Origin of the sequence: Exiguobacterium artemiae 255-15 (assembly GCF_000019905.1) — a bacterium.
GTDB lineage: Bacteria > Bacillota > Bacilli > Exiguobacteriales > Exiguobacteriaceae > Exiguobacterium_A > Exiguobacterium_A artemiae.
The window spans coordinates 365,795-388,367 of record NC_010556.1 but is presented as its reverse complement, the minus strand read 5'-3'; the positions used below and the strand labels follow the sequence as shown (position 1 = coordinate 388,367).

Annotated in this window: 23 protein-coding genes; 4 read left to right on the top strand and 19 right to left on the bottom strand. The window is 45.7% G+C overall.

What is annotated here, in order from left to right; all coding sequences use genetic code 11:
* Window positions 1-2: 2 nt before the first annotated feature.
* On the bottom strand, window positions 3-2,672 hold the full coding sequence (locus EXIG_RS02065; protein WP_012369275.1) for an MMPL family transporter: 2,670 nt from the start codon (window positions 2,670-2,672) through the stop codon (window positions 3-5).
* 35 nt (window positions 2,673-2,707) lie between these two features.
* Window positions 2,708-3,151 (bottom strand): MarR family winged helix-turn-helix transcriptional regulator, encoded by a 444-nt coding sequence (locus EXIG_RS02060; RefSeq protein WP_012369274.1) that lies wholly within the window; start codon window positions 3,149-3,151, stop codon window positions 2,708-2,710.
* Window positions 3,152-3,298: 147 nt separating this feature from the next.
* On the opposite strand from EXIG_RS02060, the gene EXIG_RS02055 reads away from it, so the two are divergent.
* Complete coding sequence (locus tag EXIG_RS02055) at window positions 3,299-3,490, top strand: hypothetical protein (RefSeq protein ID WP_012369273.1); 192 nt, start codon at window positions 3,299-3,301, stop codon at window positions 3,488-3,490.
* 65 nt (window positions 3,491-3,555) lie between these two features.
* Here the strand turns inward: EXIG_RS02055 and EXIG_RS02050 are convergent, their stop codons facing one another.
* The 3 genes from EXIG_RS02050 to EXIG_RS02040 form a co-directional block, all read right to left on the bottom strand.
* Window positions 3,556-4,005 carry a universal stress protein gene (locus EXIG_RS02050; protein WP_012369272.1) on the bottom strand — a complete coding sequence of 150 codons (450 nt, stop codon included), beginning with the start codon at window positions 4,003-4,005 and terminating at the stop codon, window positions 3,556-3,558.
* 29 nt (window positions 4,006-4,034) lie between these two features.
* Complete coding sequence (locus EXIG_RS02045; RefSeq protein ID WP_012369271.1) at window positions 4,035-4,484, bottom strand: general stress protein; 450 nt, start codon at window positions 4,482-4,484, stop codon at window positions 4,035-4,037.
* Between the two features lie 78 nt (window positions 4,485-4,562).
* Window positions 4,563-5,291, bottom strand: a complete 729-nt coding sequence (locus tag EXIG_RS02040) for a TspO-related membrane protein (RefSeq protein WP_012369270.1) — start codon at window positions 5,289-5,291, stop codon at window positions 4,563-4,565.
* Window positions 5,292-5,405: 114 nt separating this feature from the next.
* Between EXIG_RS02040 and EXIG_RS02035 the strand changes: the two genes are divergently transcribed.
* Window positions 5,406-6,038, top strand: coding sequence for a FusB/FusC family EF-G-binding protein (locus EXIG_RS02035; RefSeq protein ID WP_012369269.1), 633 nt, complete (start codon window positions 5,406-5,408; stop codon window positions 6,036-6,038).
* A gap of 44 nt (window positions 6,039-6,082) precedes the next feature.
* Here EXIG_RS02035 and EXIG_RS02030 read toward each other — a convergent pair whose 3' ends face one another.
* From EXIG_RS02030 to msrB, 4 genes are all read right to left on the bottom strand, one after another.
* On the bottom strand, window positions 6,083-7,603 hold the full coding sequence (locus EXIG_RS02030; protein WP_012369268.1) for a GGDEF domain-containing protein: 1,521 nt from the start codon (window positions 7,601-7,603) through the stop codon (window positions 6,083-6,085).
* A 191-nt stretch (window positions 7,604-7,794) separates the two neighbouring features.
* Complete coding sequence (locus EXIG_RS02025) at window positions 7,795-10,332, bottom strand: ATP-binding protein (RefSeq protein ID WP_012369267.1); 2,538 nt, start codon at window positions 10,330-10,332, stop codon at window positions 7,795-7,797.
* A gap of 161 nt (window positions 10,333-10,493) precedes the next feature.
* Window positions 10,494-13,406, bottom strand: coding sequence for a S8 family peptidase (locus tag EXIG_RS02020; protein ID WP_012369266.1), 2,913 nt, complete (start codon window positions 13,404-13,406; stop codon window positions 10,494-10,496).
* 145 nt (window positions 13,407-13,551) lie between these two features.
* A complete protein-coding gene (msrB, locus tag EXIG_RS02015) occupies window positions 13,552-14,652 on the bottom strand; it encodes a peptide-methionine (R)-S-oxide reductase MsrB (RefSeq protein ID WP_012369265.1) in 1,101 nt (366 codons plus the stop codon).
* A 187-nt stretch (window positions 14,653-14,839) separates the two neighbouring features.
* Between msrB and EXIG_RS02010 the strand changes: the two genes are divergently transcribed.
* Complete coding sequence (locus EXIG_RS02010; protein WP_012369264.1) at window positions 14,840-15,226, top strand: DUF302 domain-containing protein; 387 nt, start codon at window positions 14,840-14,842, stop codon at window positions 15,224-15,226.
* A 62-nt stretch (window positions 15,227-15,288) separates the two neighbouring features.
* Here the strand turns inward: EXIG_RS02010 and EXIG_RS02005 are convergent, their stop codons facing one another.
* The 9 genes from EXIG_RS02005 to EXIG_RS01965 form a co-directional block, all read right to left on the bottom strand.
* The gene (locus EXIG_RS02005; protein ID WP_012369263.1) at window positions 15,289-16,065 is read right to left on the bottom strand and encodes a sulfite exporter TauE/SafE family protein; all 777 of its coding nucleotides are present in this window, start codon (window positions 16,063-16,065) and stop codon (window positions 15,289-15,291) included.
* A 54-nt stretch (window positions 16,066-16,119) separates the two neighbouring features.
* The gene (locus tag EXIG_RS02000; protein WP_012369262.1) at window positions 16,120-16,347 is read right to left on the bottom strand and encodes a sulfurtransferase TusA family protein; all 228 of its coding nucleotides are present in this window, start codon (window positions 16,345-16,347) and stop codon (window positions 16,120-16,122) included.
* 33 nt (window positions 16,348-16,380) lie between these two features.
* Window positions 16,381-17,517 carry an MBL fold metallo-hydrolase gene (locus EXIG_RS01995; protein ID WP_012369261.1) on the bottom strand — a complete coding sequence of 379 codons (1,137 nt, stop codon included), beginning with the start codon at window positions 17,515-17,517 and terminating at the stop codon, window positions 16,381-16,383.
* 32 nt (window positions 17,518-17,549) lie between these two features.
* Window positions 17,550-18,116: a sulfurtransferase TusA family protein gene (locus tag EXIG_RS01990; RefSeq protein WP_012369260.1), complete on the bottom strand. Its 567-nt coding sequence runs from the start codon at window positions 18,114-18,116 to the stop codon at window positions 17,550-17,552.
* Window positions 18,117-18,164: 48 nt separating this feature from the next.
* Window positions 18,165-18,461 carry a rhodanese-like domain-containing protein gene (locus EXIG_RS01985; RefSeq protein ID WP_012369259.1) on the bottom strand — a complete coding sequence of 99 codons (297 nt, stop codon included), beginning with the start codon at window positions 18,459-18,461 and terminating at the stop codon, window positions 18,165-18,167.
* 22 nt (window positions 18,462-18,483) lie between these two features.
* Window positions 18,484-18,849 carry a rhodanese-like domain-containing protein gene (locus EXIG_RS01980; RefSeq protein ID WP_012369258.1) on the bottom strand — a complete coding sequence of 122 codons (366 nt, stop codon included), beginning with the start codon at window positions 18,847-18,849 and terminating at the stop codon, window positions 18,484-18,486.
* A 15-nt stretch (window positions 18,850-18,864) separates the two neighbouring features.
* Window positions 18,865-19,344: a DsrE/DsrF/DrsH-like family protein gene (locus EXIG_RS01975; protein ID WP_012369257.1), complete on the bottom strand. Its 480-nt coding sequence runs from the start codon at window positions 19,342-19,344 to the stop codon at window positions 18,865-18,867.
* A 56-nt stretch (window positions 19,345-19,400) separates the two neighbouring features.
* Window positions 19,401-19,664 carry a metal-sensitive transcriptional regulator gene (locus tag EXIG_RS01970; RefSeq protein WP_012369256.1) on the bottom strand — a complete coding sequence of 88 codons (264 nt, stop codon included), beginning with the start codon at window positions 19,662-19,664 and terminating at the stop codon, window positions 19,401-19,403.
* 99 nt (window positions 19,665-19,763) lie between these two features.
* On the bottom strand, window positions 19,764-20,612 hold the full coding sequence (locus EXIG_RS01965; protein WP_012369255.1) for a LysR substrate-binding domain-containing protein: 849 nt from the start codon (window positions 20,610-20,612) through the stop codon (window positions 19,764-19,766).
* A gap of 111 nt (window positions 20,613-20,723) precedes the next feature.
* Between EXIG_RS01965 and EXIG_RS01960 the strand changes: the two genes are divergently transcribed.
* Entirely contained in the window at window positions 20,724-21,590 is an 867-nt protein-coding gene (locus EXIG_RS01960; RefSeq protein ID WP_012369254.1) for a sulfite exporter TauE/SafE family protein, read from the top strand.
* On the opposite strand, the gene EXIG_RS01955 is transcribed toward EXIG_RS01960, so the two are convergent.
* Window positions 21,587-22,444 carry a YihY/virulence factor BrkB family protein gene (locus tag EXIG_RS01955; protein ID WP_012369253.1) on the bottom strand — a complete coding sequence of 286 codons (858 nt, stop codon included), beginning with the start codon at window positions 22,442-22,444 and terminating at the stop codon, window positions 21,587-21,589. The genes EXIG_RS01960 and EXIG_RS01955 overlap by 4 nt on opposite strands.
* Window positions 22,445-22,573: the final 129 nt, after the last annotated feature.

The following is a 22,573-nucleotide window of genomic DNA, read 5'->3' as shown; positions in this document are numbered from 1 at the left end:
ACTTACTTCTTATTTTGCTTTTGACGGAACGGCCACCAGACACCCGGTCCGAACGATACCGTGATTGCCGGAATCAGGAGCGGTAAGACAATTAATCCATACAGGAGCAGACCCGTGATGACGATTGTTGCAATCTGAACCAGACTCAGGACACCCGACGGCATCATCGCACCAAACGTTCCGGCAAGGATGATGGCAGCCGTGATGATGACAGATCCCATTTTCTTCATCGAAACATACATCGCTTCATTCGTCTCGAGTCCATTAATCGTTTCTTCCCGGAACCGGTCGAGCAGGAAGATCGAGTAATCGATACCAAGAGCGACGAGCATAACGAATCCGAAGAACGGAACGGCCCAGCTGATGCCGTCATAACCAAGACCGTTGACGAAGATCAGTTCAGCAATCGACACCGACGTATAGTACGTCAACAGGAGCGAACCGATCATAAACAGCGGCATGATCAATGAACGGAACATGATCGCAAGAACGATGAACAAACTGATGATCATGATGACGACCGTCCGAGAGAAATCGGCTTTTGACGTATCATTTAAGTCACTGTTGATGCTTGAGATTCCGCCGTAAGCAACCTGTGCCTGTTCAAGCGGCGTATCTTTCAGTGTACTCGCTGTCGTTTTCTTGATCGCAGCGACCGTTTCGATCGCCTCCGGTGAATAGGGATCATCATCCAGAATCACTTCGAATTTCAGACCGGTCTTGTCATCAATCGTATAGCGGTCGATGACAGGCTCAAAGTCCTTGCTTGATAAGGTATCTTTCGGAATGAACATCCCGGTACCGCGAATCGTTTTCGAGTTGCCCATCTCTTTTAGGAAATCGGCTGCTTCTTTTAAACCGTCTTCGATTTTACCAAGCCCATTGTTAGCAGATCCGACACCATCAGCCAGTTGGGTTAATCCGTTACCCAGTTGACCGGCTTGTGCGCCTTGCGTTTCAATTCCGGTTGCCGCTTGTGCGATTCCCGTTTGCACTTGTGTCAATTGACCGGATAACGCTGTCAATGTCCCGACAGTTTGCGGAATGTTTTCCGCTGACTGTAATCCTTGACCGACAAGCGTTAACTGCTGATTAATTTGACCGAGACCGTCTGCGGCCTGCTGCAATTGTGCTGCACCTGCTGACGCCTGGTCACCGGCCGGAAGCTGACCGCTGATTGTCTTCAGATTATCTTCCACAGTCTGTAGACCTTGGCCGACTTCACCGAGCCCGTCTTTGGCATCCGTCAGACCGGATGCGACTTGTTTCAGTTGTTGATCGACGTATAAATCGTCAATGACTTCGCCCGTCGGACGCGAAATCGAGCGAACGGCTTTGACCCCGTCCAGTTTAACGAGTTCACGGCTCAACTGTTCTGCATATGGAACCGTTTTTTCAGTCACGATATTTTGATCGTCCTTCAGGATAATATTGACCGGTAATGACTCACCGGCACCAAAGCCGTCTGAAATGGCATTTAATCCTTTGACCGTTTCATATTTCGCACCAATCTCATCGACAGTGTTGAACGACAGATCGTCATCATACGTGAACAAGGTTGGAATCGTCACGACAGCGACGATGGCCATCGCAAGTAATGGACGACGAATCGATAATCCGCCGTAGCGGGCCCACAAACGACTGTCTTGGTGACTCGCCGCATTTTTAGACGGCCAGAACAGTTTCTCTTTTAACGTTGCCATGAAAAACGGTACCAGTGTAAAGAGAACCAGTAACAAGACTGCAATCCCGACCGCAACGGCGACCGATGATTTAAAGATCGGGAAATCAGCGAAACCGATCGCCGAGAAGCCGACGAGGACGGCAAGACCACTGATGAGCAGGGTCCGTCCCGCTGTTTTATAGGTGTTGACGATGGCTGTCTCGACATCGTGTCCGGCAGTCAATTCTTCTTTGTACCGGCTGAGAAGCAGAATACAGTAGTCCGTCCCGATCCCGAAGAGAATCGCAACAAGGAAAATCTGCGTGAAATTCGAGACAGGGAATCCGAACCAATCAACGAAAAAGGCCACAAACGATTGGCTCATTAAATACGTGACACCCACCGCAAATAACGGAACGAATGGTGTGACAATCGAACGGAACACGATTAACAACAGTCCAAAAATCAGACCGACTGTGATCAATTCGGTTCGTTTCAATCCTTCTTGTGAACTTTTATTAACATCGGCATTAATCAACGATTCACCGGTCAGATAAATCGTCCGGTCGTCCGGTAAGAGATCACTCCGGATGTCCTCGGCGAGTGCCGTGATTTCTTCCTGCGAACCATCAACGGTAATCGGAACGAGGACCGTTTTTTTATCTTTTGAAATCAATTGTCCTTCCGTTTCCTTACTTTCAAACGGATCGAGAACTCCCGTCACCGGTTGATCCAGTTTCTCCAAATCTTTGACGATTTGACCGATTTCGGTCCGATCTTGTTTCGTGACGGCTTCCTTTAACGGAATAACCAGCGAAATCGTTTCTTCACTTGCACCGGCTGCCTTTAAAATATCGGCTGCCCGTTGTGAATCCGTGTCACTCGCGAGCTGAATGGCACCCGCATCTTCCGCCTGTTTTGATAAGTTTGGTGCCGCTAAAAATAATCCGACTGTCGCAAGCAACAAGACGATTACGATCGGCCAACGCCATTTGACGATTTGTCGCATTCCCGTTCCACCTCTTCTGTGTCTGTTTTTCTGACTTAATCTTCAATCTTTAAAATGGCTTTGACTTTTCGGAACGTCTCGATGAATTGTTTAATTTCGTCATCGTCGACCTTGCCATCAATCAACTGTTCCAAATAACTGTAAATCGCTTGATCGGATGCTTCGACAACTTCTTTTCCGGCATCCGTCAAAATAATCCGCTTGGTCCGGTGATCATCTTCTGAACGTTCGACTTCGACCAAGCCGTGTTCATTTAACTTTTTCAGACGATTGGAAATCGCACTTTTATGAACTCCTTGGATGACGGCAATCCGCCCGGAAGCAATCGGTCCATATTTATCGACCAGCTTTAACAAATGCAGCTGCTCCGGTGAATAGAGACGCCACACCGGTGAATCAACTGATTTCAAGACACGTTCCGTCCCGTGAATCATCACCTCTTCAAATAATTGAACGGCTTCCCTCAGATTTTCTTTCATGATTAGTTTACCCCCTAAACTCATATCAGTAGTTTAGCCCCTAAACCAGATGGCGTCAACTCCAAACTGTCACAATTATTCTGACATGTAAATCCAATTTTCGTTATGATGGGAGAGAGGATTTATATTACTGAAGGAGGGCTAAACATGACCGTCTTATTTTGGATTGCTTTAGTAATCTGTGTACTTGGACTTATTTTTACAGTAATGGTCGGACAGAGTCGAAACGAAGAAACGTACAGCAACAGCCAGACAGCCAAAAACATGTCCTGGATGTATTTAGTCTTGTTGCCAGTCATTTTGATCATCTTAGGCATTTTTTATTATTTATTAACTTAAAAAGATCACTGAACATCAAACAGGCTGCTTCGATTCTTCATCGAAACAGCCTGTTTGTGTGGTATTCACTTGAGTGTTTTCGGACGAACGATATAGATATCACACTTCGCATATCGGGCAATGTTTTCAGAGACACTCCCGATCATGATTCGTTCCATTGCATTCATTCCGACAGCACCACAGACGATCAGCCCTGCCCCGACACGCGGTGCGATGACTTTCGGAATCAGCGTTTTCGGCGACCCGCTTTCGATGACCAGTTCAACTTCCGCTACGCCTTCCTCGACCGCCCGTTTTTGATATTTATCAAGCAGTTCCTGGGCGTATTCCGTGACATTTTGATCGATGAAGCGCTGGTTCGCCCGGACATTCGCAAAGGTTTGAATATCGATGACATGTGTGATGACGAGTTTCGCTTGATCGAGCTTTGCGAACTGGACGGCTTTTTCAAAAGCTAAGTCTGCTGTTTTGGAGCCGTCGACTGCTACTAAAATCGTGTGATAATGGCTATCCATCGTCGTTCACCCTTTCCACTCTGGCACGGTTACAACATCCGGTCGTTTTCGTTCTCAAGTGCCCGGTTTTCATGGTCAAGCTTCCGCTCAGCCTCAATGCCTTCCGGTTCACTCTCTAAAATACTTTGGGGTTCTGGTTTAGGGCGTCTTGCCCCTTCTTCATCCGCCAACAGAACATAAGCCCCGTGTTTGACGCTTGCTACATGTTGTTCCATGTCACCTTCCGGCAAACCTAAAGATTCGAACGCTTCACGGGTCTCTTCCTCTGTCACCGGCTTCCCTGTAAACCGTTCAAATAATGTCCGTTTTCCCGAAACAAGCTGGGCTGCCGATTGGCCACGCAACATCGCCATATCGGTTTTATCCTGCAGAACGACATATAAATCTTCTTCCAGGTATCCGGCAAAGTGTAAATCTTCAATCTGGCGAATCAAATCCGTCTCATTCTCATATGTTCCGATCAACTGTTTTTTCCCCATTGGTCATTTCCCCCTTTTATACTTCTATAAGGGATATACCCCAAAAACCGAAAAGCAATGACACCAACTGCCGCTTTCTTATGAAACCGGTCTTTTTTCCTCGGCAAACAGCCGGTCGCGTTTCCGAAAGACCAGAATGACCGCTGCCAGAACGGCAATCAGACTAAAGACCGCCACGCCTTGCTGAAAGTCCGTCAACCGACCATTAAAGAACAGACCGACGTAATACCAAATCATGACGAGACCAAATACCCAATCGGTGTGGACGAAAATAAAAAATACGATGCCACAGGCAAATAAAATCAACATGATCGTCACCCACTCCGACGTCATCAGTCCAAACAAATCTTCAAACCGGAAGTCACGCAAAATACGAAATGGTAAGATTAGAATCTGGATGCTCGACCAGGCGAGAAATACGGAAAATGGGGATCGCATCCACGGGGAACGGTTCGGATGATGTTGTACTTTCATATAGATGATACATAAACTGATGAACGAAATCGTCGTCAACACCAGTTCCCACGGCGGACCGACGATACTGCCCGCCCCGTACCCGAGCATCGTCAGCACAAACCAGCCGCTGATATCAAAAATCAACGTCCGGTCAGCGGGATAGGCTTGTACAGGCCGGATACACCAAATCAGCAAAGTCGTATAGACAACACCAAACACCGCATCCGTAAACGATGCCGGCACAATAGCAAGAGGTTCTCCGGTCGGTGCCTCATACCAGAAGACACGTGCTAAAAGGACAAATAAAAAGCTGATTAAATTTAACAGGCGTAGTCCGGTCAATGCTTGCATTCCTGTACACCTCCTCAGGTATTTATTTCCCGTGCACTGCTTGAAGAAAACAAAAAAATGCCGTTTCGATGAAAGTGTTTTCGTGAATACAGAACTATAAAGGAGCGATGGAAAATGGAACCTTTCATTCAGCCATTTCAGTATAATTTTATCCGCAGCCAGATCGACTCGATGATTCAACAGTTAAGCGCTGTCCATGATCCGGACGTCCGGGACGCCGTCATTTACAGCGCTTCTAAAAAAATCTTTGATTTGCTTCCGGTTTTGACTGCCGAACAGGAGGCGTTATTGATGGTCGTTCGAACCGTTCAAACCGAGGCGGATTTCGCCCGGTACCTTGAGGATATCCAACCATTCGTCCAATCCTTCCCGTCGATTACCGAACAGCAACTGCAGCAACTGTTTCGAAAAACGAAGAAGTTACGGCACCCGCCCCTTCACTCAATCGATTTTCTTAAGACGACCTATTTAAGTTGGAACGACACCGGGAATAAAAAGAAATTTTTTGTCTATCCTTTAAAAGGAGAATGGATTGGAATCGAAGGCACGTATCTTCCGACGATTCAAAAAGGCATCTGTACCATCTGCAATCAATACAGTGATGTCACCCTTGTCTCCGCCCGGACGAATCAATCAGCTGATCAATACCGGGCAATCGGAAATTATATTTGTATCGACAGTGACCATTGCAATGAGCAGGTGACTGACCCGATCGCTTTGGAGAAACTACTGAGTAAGATGAAATGAGTCAAAAAAAGTCCCCGACAGTTGTCAGGGACTCTTTGCTTGATTCAGACTTCCACATGAAATTGATTTTTCCCGCGCCGCTTCGCTTCATACATCGCGACATCCGCCTGTTCGATTAATGCCGTCCGGGAAGTCGCATGCGTCGGATAGACAGCGCCGCCAATGCTTGCCGTCATGAAGACAGGCGTGTCCTTCAGAATGAACGGTCGTTCGAATAACTGAACCAGCTGTCGGCCACATGCTTCGATGTCCGATTCGTCTTTGACATCAAATAATAGTAAAACAAACTCATCCCCACCTTGTCGGGAGATGACCGTATTATGCGGCAATTTTTTTTCAAGACGGTTGGCGATATCAATGATCAACTGATCTCCAATTTGATGGCCGTATGTATCGTTCACTTGTTTAAAATGATCAATATCGATGAAAAACAGACCGACAAATCGTTGATGAATTTCCGCCCGGCGAAGTTCCTCCTTGAACAAGCGGGCAAACAAATACCGGTTCGGTAAATTCGTCAGTGCGTCATGATAAGCCATATGCTCCATCTCTTCCAATGCCTGTTCGAGTGCTGCCGTCCGCTCCTCGACTTTCGCCTCAAGATTTTCCCGCAACCGTTGATTGTCCATCACGATCCGAACCTGCCTTGAAATCAATAAAGGAATGGCAATCATTAAACCAATCGTTAAACCATTCCAACTGACGGCTTGACGTGCCATTGTCACAAACAAAATCAACAGGAAGACATACGGTGTCACGAGACGAATCCCGTCCAGAATCCGCCGGTTGACGTTAAATCCAATCGGTCGTTCATCGACATCAAATAACAGTCCTGCCCCGCCAATTAATAAGACGGTCGCAATCCAAATCGGATCCAACCACATCAAAGAAATCGGAAAACTGGTTCGATCCAAAATGACGTATAATAAATCCGCAATCAACTGCAGATGAAAACCAATCAATATCATCAGAAGCGGGATACTGTTTCCACGTTTCATGACACCAAAGAACAGGATCAGCATCCCACCCAGTAACAACAGATCTCCTAATGGATAACGGAGTAATAACAGTGTTTCCATGCTGAACAGTTCCGCCTGTTCCAAATACGGCGTGACGAGATAATGCCAGGAAATCGCCCCTGTCACAATCAAAATGATGAGTTCATCAAATAGGAAAAATCGTAAATTCACTTCTGAACGGCGACTGATTAAAAAATAACAAAAAGCCAGCAAATAAAATCCGATTTGCAGACTGAATATTAAATCAATTCCATCAAACATTCCGGAACGTTCCAAGTGCTGTTGGGACACGATCAATTCTGCCGTTTCGCCCATCGCCAGCGACATATTTCCGAATAAGAGCAGTAAAAATAGACGTTGCGTAATGGGACGATTCGGATGACGCCGCGCCGCCGCTACCAACATGATCGTCGAAAGGACCGCGCCTAGAATCATGAACAGGCTGTTCCCTGTTCTCGAAAGATCCGATGATGTGCCGATGATTCCTAACCATAACAAATGAGACATCACCCATCCGCCGATGATGGTATAGATTAGTTTATGCATCGTCCACGCCCTTTCTTTTGTCCTAGTTCGTTTGTCCTATATGTTTATCGGCAAATCTTTCTGTTTTTTAACTATCTCTTCATTATATTTAAATATTCGCTGAACGTCTTGTGTTTTTTCTCAGCGTTTGAAAAATTATTGTAAAACAAAAACAGGTACCGATTGCCGAAGCAATCCGATACCTGTTTAGATTAGACATTTTCCAATGCGTGCAACGGCAGGGCGACCGTAAAGGTACTTCCCTTTCCGACAGTCGATTCGACATGAATCACACCGTCATGTTCTTTGACGATTTCCTTACAAATCGAAAGACCAAGTCCCGTACCCCCGATTCGTCGTGTATCTGAATTATCCACACGATAAAATTTATCAAACAGATGGGCAAAGGCATATTGTGGAATCCCGATACCGTGATCGGTAATCTGAATCGTCGCATTTTCCTGATCCGTGCTGACTGTAATGTCAACCTGTCCACCGTCCGGTGAATACTTGATGGCGTTGTTGACTAAATTGTTCAGCAACTGCTTAATCCGTGTTTCGTCTCCAATAATCGCCGGTCGTTCTACACTCAACAAGTGAAGCTGAATATCGTGAAGTCCGTTTGACGCCTTATAGACACCAATCACTTGATCGACAATCGAATACAAATCAAGATGAGCCATTTGGTAACGTTGTCCACCCGATTGCATCCGTTGAACATCGAGGAAATCGGTCACCAAATTCGACAGCCGTTCCGTTTCATTATGAATCGTCGACAAATATTTCTGTTGTTTTATCGCATCAATCTCCCGATTGAGCATCAATTCCGTGAATCCGTAAATCGAAGACAAGGGAGTCCGCAATTCGTGAGACACCGTCGAAACAAGTTCGGTCTTCAGACGGTCTGCTTCTGTTTCCCGGGTAATATCACGGATGACGAGGATGACCCCTTTCCAACCACCTTCAATATCGATTCGTTCTGCATATACTTCAAGATGTGCGGAATTACCACGGACATCAAATTGAACTTTATCCGGAGAAACTTCCCCGGACCGGATCAAGTCCAAATAATCGTTAAATCGTTCGACATCATCGACGATATTACGCATCACTTCAATCACATAACTGGCCGACGATAAAGTCCGGTCCCTCGTAAATTCGGATTGCAGCTCCGGTATCAGTTCGAACAACGGACGGTTGACGTATAATTCATCATTTCCGTCTTCCAGATAAATAATTGCTTCCCGGATTGAGTCAAGTACCTGCTCGGTCTTTTGTTTTTCCTGCTTCATCTCGTCATATGAACGCGTCCGCAACAGGGATAAAGTCATCTGTTGCGAGAACTCACGCATATCCGCCAACTGTTGCGACTGGTATGGAGACTGATAACGAACCATGTAGACGGCAGCCATCAACTGATGCGTCGATGGATCATAAATCGGCAAAGCAACTTCATACGTACTGAAGCTGTATGGTGTGTCGTTTGTCCGCGAAACCCGTTTTTCCGACTGAACGACTTTTGTCCCTAACCGCATCCGGTTCAATAAGGAATTCTCATCATCCAGTAAGGATTGAACCTGTTGTATCTTCATGCCGTTCGTCGTCGCACCGATGTAAACGCCATCGTCATACAACAACAAGGCTCCATATTCGGATGAAGTGATATCCAACATTTTTTGAACAATCGCCGGGTACGATTCGACTGTTTCCCGGACAGCGAGTGCTTCCGTTAATTCGCTGCGCATCTTCAGCTTCTCTTCGTTTTGTTTCGTCGCCTGATACGCCTCTTCGAGTTCTTCTTGTTGCGATTGCAATTCTTCTTGTTGGGCCAGTAATTCTTCACTCTGCGCCTGTAATTCTTCGTTTTTATTTTGCATCTCTTCTTTATGCAGACCGGTTGTCACAGCCATCTGATTAAAGGAAGAACGCAACATGCCAATCTCATCTGCCCGCCGCTCCATAACATCCATCTCAATCGGCTCGTTCCGCGACAGCTTTCGATTGTCCTCAATCAGGCGTAATAACTGTTTCGTCATTCGTTTCAGGAACGGATGAACAAACAGTAAAATAAAGATAATCAGGACAAAGATACTCGAAATCCAGATCCATTTCGTTTTTGCGACTTCACTCCGGAGGTTGGCAACGGCCGTATCCTGCTGTTGTTGTAAATTATTCCGGTATTCATTTAATGCCGAAGAGGCTTTTTCAATATCCGGTTCGACATCAATCGAACCGTCCGCTGTTTGTTTTAATTGACCTTGTTCCACCAATCGTTTGGCAATCGGTAAAGAGAACAGACTGTCACCCTGTAAAAAATCTTCATTGATTTGATTCGCCTTTTTTTCATTTACGTATGACTGGGTCAAAGGAAACAAGGCCCCATAATATAAGTTGTACATATTCGTCATTTGAGCGGCAAATTCTTCTTCTTCATCCGTTTTGGCTTTACGGGTAAACCAATCCGTTTCACTTTTGATTTCTGTCCGCAGCTCCTGGATTTCATCAAAACGTTCCTGGTTACCGAAAATAACAAATCCCCGCAAACCAAACTGGACATTCTGCCAGTTATCCCATAAATGATCCGCACGACGATTTTGTTCGCTGATGACTTCCAAGTTATCGCGTGATGATTCGATTCGATTTTCCATGTAACCATAAACCAAAAAGGAAGTCATCGAAACCAAAAACAGTAAGACATAAAATACTGCCAATAATTGCCGCCCGATTCGTCTCCGAATCCAATTAATCATGAAATATCCTCCTCATCATTCGATTAGAATGATGCTTTTCTAAAAATAATAGAATCAATTAAAAATAGCATATTTTCAAAAAAAATACTTTAAAAGTAAGACAACCCCTCAAAAAAAAAGCAGCCTTTTTCGTTTTACCCGAAAAAGGCTGCTTTCAAGACTTATTTCTTCGCTTTTTTGACGACAACTGCTGTTTTAGGACTCGTTTGTTTCAAGTCATTTTTAAGGTAGACATACAACTTCGCTCCTGCTTTTTGTTTCGCAATCTTTACAGAGAACGTTCCTTTAGAAGTGATCGTTCCTTTGGCAATGACTTTTTTCTTCGCATTTTGGATATACACATGCGCTTTTTTCTCACCTGTACCGGTTACTTTCGTTTGACCGGCTGTCACCGGCTTCACTTTTGGTGCTGCCGGTGGCGCAAGGACCGTCACGACAGTCGCTTTGCTTGAACGGTTGGCAATGTCTGTTACCGTAACTGCAATACGGGTGTTTGGTTGCAATGCTTTAACTTTGACCGTAAACTTCCCTTTGCTGTCGACAACACCTTTTCCAACCACTTTGTTTTTCGCATCTTTAATCGTAATCTTACCGTTCGCAATCGCGGTACCGGTTACTTTCGTTGCTCCGGCCAACACACGGTTGACTTTCGGTGCAGCCGGCGCCTTTCCTGGCAAGACTTCCGTCCGTTCCGATGTCACGTCAAGACCGTTCGCATAACGAATCGTCAAGACAGATGTTTTTTCCTGACGGGGAATCGCCACACTGTATTTACCGGCTGTTGCTGTTGTTTTTGCCAACATTTTTGCCGTATCTTTTGTATCCGTCAACTTTTTCGTCGACCAAACTTCAACTTTTGTACCCGTTTTAACTTGTCCGCTGACAACAAGCTGGTTGTCATAAACCGGGTTTACTTTTCCGTTTAGGTGTAATTGCGAGATCGCACGTGTGATGTTGACTTTTCCATATCCCGATACCGGGCTGACGAATGCCGGGAAGTCCGGTGTCATTTCTTTTTCATATCCCGGTGGATACTCATCTTCCATATCGTCTTCATCATCATCCCAATCATTTGGATTCTCAAAGGCAAGCGGTTCAGCACTTGTCCGTAAGATCGACTCGATTTGTTTTGGTGTCAATTTGGAATTGAGTGACGCCAGAATCCCCGCAACTGCTGCGACGTGCGGTGACGCCATGCTTGTTCCGTCCATGTAGACGGTATTACCGTCCGGAACAAGACTTGCAATTTTTGAACCTGGTGCGACAACATCGAGTCCGATGCCGTAGTTCGAATAATCAGCAACCATACCGAGCGGGTTTGTCGCTCCGACGGAAATGGCATATTCTGAACTGGCCGGGAAACCAATGGACATATCGTATTCGTTACCTGACGCTGCGACGACCGTTACACCGTGATCTGCCGCATATTTCATCATATATGCCATCGTCCGGCTTTCCCCGCCGCCAAGACTCATATTGATGATTTTTGCCCCGTGATCAACTGCATACTTAATTCCGAGTGCAATCGCATCTGTTTCCCCTTCACCGTTAGCGTTCAAAACCTTAACAGGAAGAATTTTCGCCGACTGATGGATACCGCGAATGCCGTAATCATTTTCAAGAGCTGCTGCAATGACACCTGAAACGTGTGTGCCGTGACCGTTATCGTCAAGTGCATTTCCGTTCCCGTTCACATCGACGTAGTTCTTTTCCTGGGCAATATCAACTTTCCCTTGTAAATCCTTCAGGCGGTAATCGACCCCTGTATCAATAACTGCAATCGTGACTGGTTTTAACTTTTGACCGGCATTATTTTTCAGGAATTTTTCGAATCCGATTCCCGCATCCGGGAACTGTTCGACGCTCGATTTTTGGTTGAGCGACCATTGGTAGTCATAGTTGATGTCACCAGTTGCACGGTATGTCTGAACTTCTTCGACATACTCAACAGCACTTGATTTTTTCAACGATTGTTTCAGGACTGCTGCCGACTGATTTTTAACCGTCGGATCTTCCGTGACGATGACAAACTGACCTGTTTTACCAAGCGATAACTTCTCAACGTCTGTTGCCTGTGTGCCGGCGATTTTCATCGTCCGCTGCGTGTGACCCGGTTTCAACTTAACGATGAACCGTGTTTTCGCTTCTGACTTCACTTGAATCCCGAACGGTTTGAATGCTTCTGTTAAATCTGAACCGCCGATGCTTTCAATGTTCGCCGTTTTTGCGACTTGATTGATTTCCGTTGCGATGACTTCCGGTGACGCGTCACGCGTCAACGCGTATAAACGGTTGACCGCTGCTTGATCGGTTTTCGTCAATGTGTATGATGTACCGTTGACAAGAGCAGACATAGCCGGCTTCAGTGATTTTAAATCTTCATATGCTTGTGTCCGTTTGTCTTTGTTGAACAACAAGGTTTTGACGACGTATGGTGATGCCTTGTAGTACAACGACGTTAAACTGCGTCCTTGTTCCGACTGGCTCAACACTTGTTTTTGAATCGCATGCATCAAGGCAAGCATCGGCTTTTCGTCCGATGTTTGTTTCAGTGCTTCTTCCGCCATACAGCTGATATCGCTGATTGGCTCATATTCGACAGCCAGTTTGACATTATTGTACGTCAAGTTGACGTTTGCTGGTTTGACCGTCTTATCTTCTTCGATTTCCGGATAATAATCGACTTTGACGTAATATGGTCCGTCCCATGCATACGGAACAGCGATTTTCGTGACGTCCTTATCGTTTGGTTCTGCATATCCGCGGTAACGGTCAAATGTCTCATCTTTTGATGCCATCTCTTGACTCGGGTAAGCCGTTACTTCGATCGGCTGATCCGTATCAATCGATAATTCAAAATGTGTCGCCGTTTTTTCAATTCCGGCTTGATGATCGACCTTATACCAATATGTATTCGTTTTATTCGTTCCTGTTTCCAGAAGCGTTTCCTGTCCTGCCTTTAATAAGACAGCTTCCGACAATTCATTTGCCGCTGCTGTTTTAACAGCTGATGGTCCGATTCCGAGCGTCAGAATCAAACAGCTAAGCATGAGCCAAATCGTTAACTTTTTCACAATGTTCCTCCTCAAGATATGATCTTACATTGTGTCTAGTATAAACAATATTTGGATAAAATGGATAGTTATTTTTAATGCGGTCACCTTACAGTTTCGAAAGAAAAGGGACTTTCACGAAAGTGAAAAATCCCTTTTTAGCTGATTATTTAAATTCGGAAGCATACTGACCGTAACCTTCTTTTTCGAGGTCGGCTTTCGGCACAAACCGTAAAGCAGCTGAATTCATACAATAACGTAAACCAGTCGGCTCAGGACCATCGTTAAAGACATGACCGAGATGGGCATTCCCGTGCCGGCTTCTGACTTCCATCCGCTTCATCCCTAACGCAAAATCACTTTTCTCAATGATATTTCCTTTTTCTAACGGTCGACTGAAGCTCGGCCAGCCGGTTTTCGAATCATATTTGTCATTAGAAGAAAACAGCGGTTCGCCGGAAATCAGATCGACATAAATCCCGTCCGCTTTCAAATCGTGGTACGGATTATCAAAAGCCGGCTCCGTCCCGTCTTCCTGGGTGACCTTATACTGAATATCCGTCAATTTCGCTTTGATTTGATCATCGGTCAATTTCGAATACTTTGGTACATCCAGTTTGGGCTGATCATTCCAATACTGATTAATGAATTCATCACGTTCGGATGCAGAGCGGTAGAATTTATATTTCTTTTCGCTCTTCAAGTAATAATCTTGATGATACGCTTCCGCCTCGTAAAACGGACCGGCTTCAATCAACGGCGTGACAATTTTTTTGTCAAAGATGCCGCTCTCGGCCAAATTTTTCTTCGACTGTTCCGCAATCTGTTTTTGTTCCGCATTCGTATAGAAGATTGCCGTCGTATATGATTCGCCTTGATCGACGAATTGACCATTCGGATCGGTCGGATCGATTTGGCGCCAATAGACATCAAGTAACTGTTTATAGGAGATAACAGCCGGATCAAACGTAATCAGAACCGCTTCCCGGTGACCGGTCGTCTCTGCGGATACCTGGTTATACGTCGGATTTTTCACATCTCCACCGGTATATCCGGAAATTACGGATTTGACCCCTTTTAACTCTTCGAACGGCGGCTCCATGCACCAGAAACATCCTCCGGCGAGAATCGCCGTTTCTTCTTTGGCATAGGTTAGTTCTTTGCTCCCACTCGATTTTGCCTGTTGTTGCTGGAAAACAAAGTAGCCGCCAATCATGATCGCAATCAATGCTACGACTGATACAATCGTCAACATTCGTTTCTTCATCTCCCTCCGCCTCCTTTTTTAAGCTTACGTCGTTCATTGTCTGACGGATGTCTTTTTTCTAATGTACCTTGATTTCCCACAGTTTGTCGCCCGGTCTGCTCTCATTCGGCACATTCAAAAAAAGACGATTCATCCTGTCAAAAGAGGGAAATAAATTTAAGACATCAAAAAACCGGGAGGGGTATTCATGTTTGACTACACGGTCAGTTCCAATCATTCAACGGAAGAAACGATTGAACGTCTGAAGACAGCACTTGCTGAGATTTCGTTCGGTGTCTTATGGGAGTTTGATTTGGCGAAGAAATTCGCTGAAAAAGAATTACCGTTTGACGACCAGTATCATATCCTTGAAGTTTGTAACCCGATAGAAGCCCATCGTGTCTTGTCGGCGGAACGGCGGGCCGGCTACTTTTTGCCGTGTAAACTCGCTGTCTATACGGAAGATGGACAAACGAAAATCGGCATGCCGCGCCCGACCTCACTGATTGGTCTGGTGGAAGAAGACGAGTTAAAACAAGTCGCACTCGATGTCGAACGGCAACTTGTCGATGTCATTGAAAAAAGCCGTTTGTAGCTTCATCAAAAAAAGCGATACTTTGCTGACGTACAGGCAAAGTATCGCTTTTTTGTACTCTTTCATAAAATATCGAGCCAGATTTTGACGGCTGTCGCTAAAATCAGGACAGCGAGAATGATTTGCAGTATTTTCGTGTTCATCTTTTTCCCGGCGATTGCGCCGAGCGGTGCCGCAATCAGACTGGCGACGACCATGACAGCCGCCGGTCCCCAATCGACCTGCCCTGTCGTAATCTTTCCGACCGTTGCGCCGATTGACGAAATAAAGGTAATCGCGAGCGACGAAGCAATCGTCATCCGGGTCGGGATTTTTAAAACGACGAGCATAATCGGAACAAGTAAGAATGCTCCCGCCGCACCGACGATTCCGGCCCCGACTCCGACGATGAACGCGCTACTCGCCGCAATTGTTTTGTTGAACCGAACCTGATCGAGCGGAATATCATCCAGTCCTTTTTTCGGAACGAACATCATGACCGCTGCCGTTAACGCCAGTATTCCGTAGACGATATTGATGGTATCTTCCGCCAAGACATTTGATCCGTAGGCACCGATAAAACTTCCGATTAAAATGGCGCCACCCATACTTACGATTAATGACTTGTTGAGATAACCGCCTTTCCGGTAAGCCCAAACGCCGCCAATCGTCGCAAAAAAGACTTGAATCGCACTGATTCCCGCCACTTCATGGGCCGAAAAGGCAGCGAATCCGAGCAACGGCGGAATGTATAACAGCATCGGATATTTGATGATTGAACCGCCGATTCCGAGCATTCCGGAAATGTATGATCCGACAAAACCGATCAGGAAGATGGTTACGATAAATCCGATTTCCATTCGATTCACTCCTTTAAAAATGGAGGACTGTCGCCAGCCCTCCTTCAACTTGAATTACCCTTTTTGGATCCAGAATTTTAAAACGCTGGCATCTTCTTCGTGTTTGACGAGCTCATGGCCGCCTGATTTTGCCCATGCCTGTAAATCGTTTTTAGCCCCTTTATCGGTTGCGTGGATTTCAAGAATCTGACCGGATTCGAGTCCCGCGATTGCTTTTTTTGTTTTAACGATCGGCATTGGACATGCAAGTCCTTTTGCATCTAATACGAGTTCTGATTTCATAATTGTAATTCCTCCTGAAGTGATTTTTTTAGTTTAGCGAACGGCACAGCGGTTTGGACCGACTTCCATCTCACGTTGTGCTTCGCGATCCGGTGTCTGTTTCCCCATGTTCGTCTCACGGATTTCCTGGTACGCATTCGGTTGCGGCGGCAAGTTTTCTGTCACCATTTTCCGGAATGTTTCTTCGTCTTCGATGTTCAAGCCATGATTGTTGGCAAGTAATACATCCAGTTTTTCTGCGACGCTGCCGTCTTCGTTTAATTCTTCGATTAACATGAAGTGAGCAGGCAGAACAATCAGATCTTTCGACAGTTCACGGTACGTGTTGTAGAGCGAGTCTCTTAAGTCACCGACCCAGTCTTCTGCGAGACCGGCTAAATCAGGACGCCCGATTGAATCAATAAACAAAATGTCGCCCGTCAGGAGATAACGATTATCGACAACGAACGAAGTCGATCCGATCGTATGTCCCGGGGAATAAAGTGCCCGTACATCAATTTGTGTATCTCCTACCTGAACGTGGCTTCCATCTTCGAGCGCTGCATAATCAAATGTGACGTCTGGCGCGTCTTTTGGTGGCAACCAATATGTCGCGCCTGTTTTTTCCGCAATTTCACGTCCACCTGAAATGTGGTCGGCATGAAGATGTGTATCAAAAACATGTGTGATTTCAAGCTGACGTTCTTTTGCATAGTCGAGGTAAACATCTGTCATACGCGTTGCATCCACGAGGACGGCTTCGCCTTCCGAGATAATCATGTAAGACAGGCAGCCTTTCCCGATGCGGACAAACTGAACGACTTCTCCACGATCTGCACCGGTTTCATTTAATGATCCAAGTGAGATTGGTTCGAGGTGTTCGCTCCAGGCTTTCATTCCTCCTGCGAGATACGAGACCGTCCGCCCTGCTTCTTCCAACAAATCCGCAACGAAAATCGACGATCCTTCCTTTGCACAGACGACGAGTACGTTTTGATCGGTCGGCAGTTGATCCAGTATGTCTTCCACACCATCAAGTAAATCAAAGTATGGAACGTTCAGATAAGAAAATTGTTCGCCTTCAATTTTCCAGTCTTGAAACGCGTCTTCATTCCGGACGTCCAAGATAAACATTTTTTCACGGCGAATGATTTTTTGGGTGACTTCTTTTGTAGTCATTGCTTGTGCCATCTGTCTGATTCCTCCTGATCGTAATTTACGAATTAAACGGTTTGATTTGTGTCGTATTTCCAGTCACTCATACCCGGAACGACGTTTTGAACGTTAAATCCTTTAGCGTCGAGTTGTTGGCAAGCTAAGTCACTGCGGTTTCCTGTCCGGCAGACCACATAAATTGTTTTCGACGAGTCGAGTTCTTCGATACGTTCTTCCAGTTCACCGAGTGGAATGTTGACGGCACTCGGGATGTGTGAAAAGGCGTATTCCGCCGTTTCCCGAACATCCAGAATCATTATATCCGCGTTGCCGCAAACGGCTTCGACCGTCTCGTTGTTGACGACTTTTTGAAATGCCGGCGCTTCCTGATCATTACCGGAAGCTTTCCGGACGTAATGACGTAGAACATCGCCGTCTTCAATCGTTCCAAGGTATTGGTTGCCTGTACTGTTGGCCCAGGCCCGAAGATCAGCCGTCGATCCTTTATCTGTCGCTTGAACTTCTACGACTTGACCCGGTTCCAGTGTCTTCATCGTTTTTTTCGTCCGAACAATCGGCATCGGACATGCTAAACCACGTGCATCAAGTACGATATCTGTTTTGATTGTCTGCAAAAGTATTCGCTCCTTTTACCTCTAGGGGTATAATTAAAATTAAAAAAATTAGTTGGTTTTACCTTCGTACGCCATCATCCCGCCATCCATATTGATGACATCATAGCCTTGTCCTTCAAGATACGTTGCGGCACGGCCGCTGCGGGCACCGGAACGGCAAACCATGACGTATTGTTTTTTCTTATCGAGTTCGTTCATTTTGAATTCGACGAGACCGAGTGGAATATGAATCGCATTTGGAATTTTACCTTCTTTGACTTCATCCACTTCACGGACATCAATAATGTTAAGTTGTTCTCCGTTCTCTAGCTTTTCCTGTACTTCTTTTGCTGTGAATCGTTTCATTTGTTATTCCTCCTCGTGTTTTTTAACGCCAAGCATTCATTCCGCCTGACACTTCCGTTACTTGCGTATATCCGGCTTTTTTTAATTGTTTGACCGCTTGTTTACTGCGCATTCCGCTTTGACAGATTACGATGACTTCTTTGTCTTTCGGAATCTTATCGAGTTGCGTCGGCAAGACTTGGAGCGGAATGTTCTTAAATCCTTTAATGTGATTTCCTTTGAACTCACCCGGTGTCCGGACATCCAAATAAAACCGGGTCCGGTCGCCTAACCGTTGCTTTAAGTCGGACGCCGACAATTTGTTGACACCTTTTGTCGGGGCGAACATCCGGTAAGCGAGAAAAGCGACAATCACTAGAAATACGATGTTCAAGATATCCACTTGCATCAATCCTCCTCGAAATTAGATGAACAGGTTGACGTTTCCGTCTTCAGCATCAGCAAGATACGCTGCTACGCCGGCATATTCGATCCCATCATGCAATTCTTCTTGCTTTAAACCGAGCAGATCCATTGTCATCGTACATGCAACCAACTTCACGTCTTGTTCTTTTGCCAGTTCAATTAAATCGGGAAGCGGCATTGCGTTGTGTTTTTTCATGACGTTTTTGATCATCTTCTGGCCGGCGCCACCGAAGTTCATTTTGGAGAGCGGCATTTTGTCGGCACCGCGCGGCATGAATTTGCCGAACATTTTTTCAAGTAATGTTTTATCCGGTTGAATCGGTTCATCTTTACGCATTGCGTTTAATCCCCAGAATGTATGGAAAATCGTCACCTCATGGTCGTAAGCGGCTGCGCCGTTGGCGATGATATACGCTGCCATGACCTTATCGTAATCTCCACTGAACAAGACAATCATTGTTTTTTTAATCTCTGACATCTGAAAAATTCCTCCATCTATTTTACCCTAAGGGGTATTAATCGTTGTAAATTTTTTTATCTACTTTTCAGTAATAGTTGAACCGCTTCTGCTACAGCCTGTTCATGGTTATCGTCGGTTTCGTCATTCGTGACACACTCAATTAGATTTTCACTGACGACAAGTCCAATGACACGATCAATGGCGCTTCGTGTCGCACTGAGTTGAGTGACAACATCTTTACAGGACGCTTCTTCTTTCATCATCCGGATAATACCGTGAAGCTGACCTTCAATCCGGTTCATCCGGTGAATGATTTTGTCTTCATACACTTTTTCCATGCGAAGAACACTCTCCTTTTTCCGTGTGACCTGTGTCATATCTGTTGGCTACATTCCATACAATAATACCTACAGGGGTATATGTCAACGAAAAAGTTTTTAGTCGGATCCACCGTGTTGATTGATCCATTTTTGGGACAGACGGGTTGTCTCTCCTTTAAGCGTAATGAATTGAAACATCCTTGGATCAATCTGCGAATCATCATATGTCTGAAACCGTTCTGATTCGAGCAGGCTTCCCGCCAAACGTTCCGAAAGAATCGAGATTCCCGTTCCATTTTTGATTAACTGTTTAATTAACCGGTTGGAATATACCGTGATTATCCGCTTCGGAACAATTGCTTGTGTCTGCAGCCACGTTTCCAGTGCTAAACGTGCGGCTGATCCCTCTTCCCGGTAAATCCAGGTTGCCTGTTCCGGAACCAGATGATGATGACCGATGATGCGCAGTCGATCTGTCGCAAAAGGAATGGCTTCGATTTGGTGCGAGCGATGCAGTCCTTCTACCATACCTAAATCAATCTCGTAATGGAGCAAGGCCTGTTCGACTTGTTCCTGATTCATGACGCGCGCATCGACGGAAACATCCGGATAGACCAGCAAAAAGTCGTGAATCATCTCTTCTAACATCGCTTCGTAGATCGTATGTGTGGCCGCGATTCTGAGCGTCCCGCGTGTAATGCCTTCCAACTCATCGATTTCCTGCTCGAGCCGGATCGCTTGGTGCAAAATTTCCTTAGCATGCCGGTACACAATCCATCCCGCTTCCGAGATTTCAATCGTTTTATTAAAGGTATGGCGATGAATTAAACTTTGTCCAAAATGTTCTTCCAAATGTTTTAAATGGAGACTGACCGTCGGCTGTGAAATGTATAGGCGGTCCGCTGTTTTCGTAAAATGTTTTGTTTCGACCAACGCGACAAAGGTCTTCAGTTCATTAAAATTCATAGATTCACCTCATTTATTTTTCTAATCGTTACGATCAGTATAATTCATTTTCCTAATCATTACTTTCCCCGTAGAGTCATCTGTATCACTTTATAGAAAGAAGGAACACTCTTGGATTTATTACTTTTTCTTGTACTCGGAGCCGCAATCGGCATTCTATCCGGTTTTTTCGGAATCGGCGGGGGCATCATCCTGACCCCTCTTTTATTGATATTAGGATACACTCCGAGCACCGCAATCGTCTTAAGTTTACTTTTGACACTCGGTTCGACGGTGACAGGCACCTTTGCCCATCTCCGTCAAAATAACTTTCACCTTCGGGATGCTGTCACGATTGGCGTTTCCGGTATCATCGGCTCCGCTGCGATTACGCCTGTCGTCTTTTGGATGGAACGGCACAGCGGTGCCGATACGGTCATCTCCACCCTTTACATCGTCCTGCTCCTGTTGTTTGCCATCCAGTTTTTGAAACCGGCTAAAAAAGTGGTTCAGGAGACACCTGTGCCGCACGCCTCGTTCTATAAACTGGTCGCAATCGGTGCCGCTGCCGGAATCCTGTCGTCCTTGATGGGCGTCAGCGGTGGATTTTTATTGACACCGCTTTTGATGGGATGGGTGCGTTTCCCGCTGAAGCAAGCAATCGGAACAAGTATTGCGGCAGCTACGTTGATTGTACTCGGCGGCGTTACGAGTTATTTCATGTCAGGTACACAGGCTCCGCTTGCTTTAGGGATTGCTTTAATCATCGGAGCACTCATCGGCTCGCCGCTTGGCGCATCATTCCTCAATCTCTTCAGCAGTCAATTCGTCAAAAAGAGTCTGGGCAGTTTTTATGCCGCCGTTGCAGCCAGCGTGTTCTTAAAAACTACGCACTATGAACAACTCTCGTTACTTCTGCTCGCCTTGTTTACGACCGGTTTGATCGGTGTATTCTTCTATCAAAAAGTAATTCAACGTCAAACAAAAGACTGCCCTTAACGGACAGTCTCTTGTTTGATTTTTTCAGGTTTTAAGACTTTCGCTTCTTTCTTTTGACGCATCCGTTCGGCGTTCATCAATCCACCGAGCATCAGGACGACAGATGACAAATAGAACCACGTCATCAGGACGATAATTCCGGCCAGTTGTCCATACAGACGGTCGTAACTGCCGAATTCCGCGTAATACGAGAAGAATTCAGAAACAGCCTGCCAGGCGATTGTCGCAAACAATGCACCCGGTAAGACTTGACGGACTGTTAACCGGACACTCGGTAGAACACGATACAGCAGAATGAAGAAGACCAACAGGAACAGTGATCCGAGTCCCCAACGGAATAAAAACCAAATCCAGGAGTAGTTCGTGACGACATCATTGACGATCGCAAAATGCGTGATGAAACGCCGCGTTAACTTTTCAGCAACCGGAACGAGAAGCGACATCGGTAAGATAATCATCATTCCGACCGTAAAACCAAAGTCCTGCAGTAACCCTCTCCAAAACGGCACTTTCCGCGTGACTTCTAGCGCATCATTTAACGAACGGACCAGTGACTGGACCGACATCGAAGCGAGCCAAAAGGCTGCCAGGAAGCTGATCGAGGCCAGTTTCAGGCCCCCGTTATCAAAAATCCCGACGACATTTTTCCGGATTAAATCATAGGTTTCCGCCGGAGCAAACGGACGGATCAAATCGAGGACGTCACCCGATGTGAACGGTAAAAAAGACACAAGGCCCACTACGAATAATAAAAATGGGAATAAGGACAACATCAGATAATAAGCAAGCTGAGCCGATTTATCAAAAAAGGCTTCGCCAAAAAATCGGGCAAATACAGGTTTTAATAATGACATAACAATTTCCTCACTTTCGAATAGTTCTCTCCTCTATCCCCCTTTCCATACACTTCCTAAACTTTTAACGTCTTTTGAACTTGTAAGTAAGCGTTTAACGATTATCGTTTGGCACAAAGCGCAAGCAAA